2 protein-coding genes are annotated in these 3,782 nt (G+C 27.7%); both read right to left on the reverse strand.

Features of this window, described 5'->3' with window-relative positions:
• Window positions 1-901: 901 nt before the first annotated feature.
• Window positions 902-1,291 carry a hypothetical protein gene (locus ACVCZW_RS01375; protein WP_452231468.1) on the reverse strand — a complete coding sequence of 130 codons (390 nt, stop codon included), beginning with the start codon at window positions 1,289-1,291 and terminating at the stop codon, window positions 902-904.
• Window positions 1,292-1,659: 368 nt separating this feature from the next.
• Window positions 1,660-3,612, reverse strand: coding sequence for an AAA family ATPase (locus ACVCZW_RS01380; protein ID WP_452231469.1), 1,953 nt, complete (start codon window positions 3,610-3,612; stop codon window positions 1,660-1,662).
• Window positions 3,613-3,782 lie beyond the last annotated feature (170 nt).

Genomic DNA, 3,782 nt, shown 5'->3' on the forward strand with positions numbered 1-3,782 from the left:
AATCAAACAGAATCCAATCCGTAACGTTTTTCAGATTACATTATTCATCTGAGTAATTATTCCCTTGTTGGAAGTTCAGACTTATAGATTTTCCAATAATTTTTGTTGGTGAGTAACTTATAGATAACGGTCTTGTGTATGGAAAGTTGCGTTTTTATCAGCGCGGATTTTCCGAAGGAAAATCAGAAGTTGGTAAAAAAGCAACTACCTTTATTTAAGCACTAATCTAGCAATTTTTTATACACGTTGTTATAAAATGTAGCTAAACATTTGAGTAAGCACGAATTGCTTTGCCGTAAAGTTGCGCAATAAAAGGAGAAAAGCTAAACGTGTTTTGCTTTTACAGCTTAATAGCGAAAAGTGTTTTTTTTCTAAACTCTTTGTAGCATTTTGCGATTGAGTAAGTATTTCTTGGCGAGCTAAAATTTCCTTAGTCTTAAAAACTGCGCAAGAGTAATTTCTCCTTTGCGTTAAAATTCCGCAAGTAGCTAAAATTCAGAACAGGAGTGAACTGAATTTTGTAAACAACTTATTCTTTTTCTGTTAATCTGAAAAGTTTGTTGGATTAGTTTTTCCGCAAAGAATTCAGTTTGAGAATTGAGTAAGCAGAACTCGTGATTATTTTATTAAGATCTGAGTGAGAAAATAAAACTGAGGATTAAAAACTTTAAATATTCAATATTTTCGAAAAGGTAAGTTTCTTTAGTACGATTTTTTTAGCTATATTTTATAACGTGTTTGTATATGATTAGTGGCGTGTGTAAGTAACTAATTTAGCAAATAAAAACCAAATAGAAAATTCGGAAGAATTTTCGTAAGCAAGCTAAAACTAGCCATTAATTATATACGGTGTTACCCAACGTTTTTATTCAGTTTGATTATTTTAAATAATTCTCTTTAATCAATGTGGTATTGTTTTTTTTAATTTTTCAATTCCGTGAAAGATGATTATAAATATTAAACAACTTATTATATGAAATAGAAGTCCAAAAACTCCTAAAGAACTCAACACAAAATAGCAAACTACTCCTGTTATAATTCCAACTAACAAACCAAAGAAACCATTCAGCAATCTTTTTTGTTTGCTCATTATTATAAAGTAAATTGTACTTAAAATACAAATTGATTCAAACTGCTTTGCTAATCCGTTGTCTTTTCCTGCATAAAATCTCATATCATAAGTTCTTATTCCATATTCAATTATACCTATTACTATTGTTGTAAGCACGATAAAAATTATGAATAAAATTTTTCTATTCATTATATTTTTTTTAGGTGTTTTCCAATTCATTCGTTGTAAGGTATAAGTCCAAAAAAATATAATGAGATAAGAATAATTGATAATATGATTCCTGCGATTTTGCTATAAAAAACACTAATAGTAGTGTAGTTTGCATCGTTCTTATATTTGTAATACCATTTTTTAATTCCAATTATAGAATATAAAAAAAATACTATACAAAATATTACAAGTAAGGTTGAACTTTTCATTAAGTTACCGTCTTTCAGGGTTTGGTCAAATGTTGGGTAACGTTTTTGTATATGGTTTGTTGCGTGGTTTAAGCAACTAATTTAGTAAATAATTACCGACCAAGAAAGTCCGCGAGGACTTTCGTAAGTAGGCGAGAAGCCAGCAATAAATTATATACGGTGTTGTGCCTAGTTAATTAATTTCCGAATATTTTCAATCCATTCTATTTTCGGTTCATTTTCGAAAAATTGACTTTTTGAAATCTCAGTATATTTTTCAGCAAATCTAATTTTATTATAACCTTGATTGTCATCAAAAAAAGCTTTTATGTCTTCTTTCTCACTTTCTCTTAGGTCAAAAGCATAGTAGGAATTTAAAGCGTTTGAACGAACATCATTAGTCGTTAAAATATTTTTTATTGTTTCGTATTCTTCTGCAAACTCAATAAGAGTTTGTTTGTAAATATATGGATTAAGACAATCTTCAATTTCTGTAGGTGGATTTGTAATATTACTGTTTACATCTATTATTGTTGTTCCTTTCGTTTTATTATTCATTAGCCTTTTGAAGAATAGATTCTTTGTTTTTGAAAAATCTATATTCATTCTTTCAGCATCAGTATCTATTAAACAAATAACTTTTCCTTTTATTTGGTAATCTGGGTCTTGTATTGGTGCAAGTAATAAAGAATAAAGCTTTTTTACCTCTTTAAAACTACCTAATGGTAAAAATCTTAAATTCTTTGTTTTTATATCTTCAGAAAACATTTGTTCAAAGTATATTTTTTCAGATAATCCTTCACAAACAATCCAATTATATGGTTTGTCTTGGATTAATGAGAATAATATAGATTGGACTAAATCATTATAACTTTTTATGTTGTAATGTACAGGAAGAGGACCTTTTACTTTATTTCTATCTTGAGTAATTTTTTCTCGATAATTGTACAAATTAAAATATTGAATAGAAGTTTCGTTCTTCTCATTTTTTGTTATTGAAGTTGCATTTCCATTTGAGACAATAGGTAAATAACCATACCAATGTGTTGAAATAATTATTTGACTATTTAACTTACTAAGGTTTATTAATTTTTCAAATTGGCTATAACAGGCAGAAATATGTAATGAAGCTTCTGGTTCATCAATTGCCAATATGATGTTATCATTTCTAGAGTTATTATTTATTAAAAATGAATAGGCAACATCAATTAAAGCTTTTCTTTTTTCTCCTGAACTCAATTCTCTAACAGGAATTAATTTTGAAGAAGCAGTCTTTTTATTTAATATTTTGATTGAAAAATAAGCTTCTATAATTTTAGAAACTAAATCAGGCATAGTTAAACTATTCTTGAACTTACCTTTGTATTTATATTCTTCAAGAACATTTTCAATGTCAGCAACAAACTCATTTAGACTTTTATTTATTTGTCTTATTGTTGTTGGTGTAATAGCGTTTTCTATTTCTGATTGAATATTTTTATCCATCAATTTTTGCATTTCCTGTGTCTCTAATTTTGTATAAGAGTGAACATCTGTTTCCACAGGAATGTATAAATATGAATAATGAGAAATTATGTATTCATAGAAACCTTTAAAGTAATCTTGTAATTCTTTGTCAGTATGTTCTATTTTAGGATTATCGGTTATAAAATCTAAATAAGTGTGATATGTACCAAAGAACATATCGTTACTATCATACTTTCTACCTATAATAATTAAAAAATATTCTTTGGGATTGTAATTCTCTAAAAGTTGTTTTCTTTGTTCATAGAACTCACTTAATCCTCTAGCTTTCGTCTTTTGCTTTGTGTGCCAAAGATAATTTGATAATTTTTCTGCTTTGTTGAAAAATTCAATTTCATCTTTTTTGTCTTGTTTTAAGCTTGATTTTTTTATTAAGAAAACAGGTGTCAAATAAGGTGCATTTGTACCTTTTAATCCACCATCATTTTTAGCTTCGTTATTTACAGGCCATTCATTTCCGTTTTTGCCATTTAAAGAAAAATCAAGTGCCTCTAAAACAGAACTTTTTCCAACTCCGTTTTCTCCAATTAAACTTGAAAAATTTTCTCCTTCCGAGATTGGAACAAAATTTATTCCTTTATAAATCTTAAAATTCTTTATAAATATCGATATTATCATTCTTTAGATTCTGTTTGTCATAATTAGGCACAACGTGTTTGTATATGATTAGTGGCGTGTTTCAGCACCTAATTTAGTAAATAAAAACGGAATAGAAAATCTGCAAAGATTTTCGTAAGCAAGCTATAACTAGCCATTAATTATATACGTTGTTATCTATAGGTCTTTTC

The organism is Lacinutrix sp. MEBiC02595 (genome assembly GCF_053601555.1).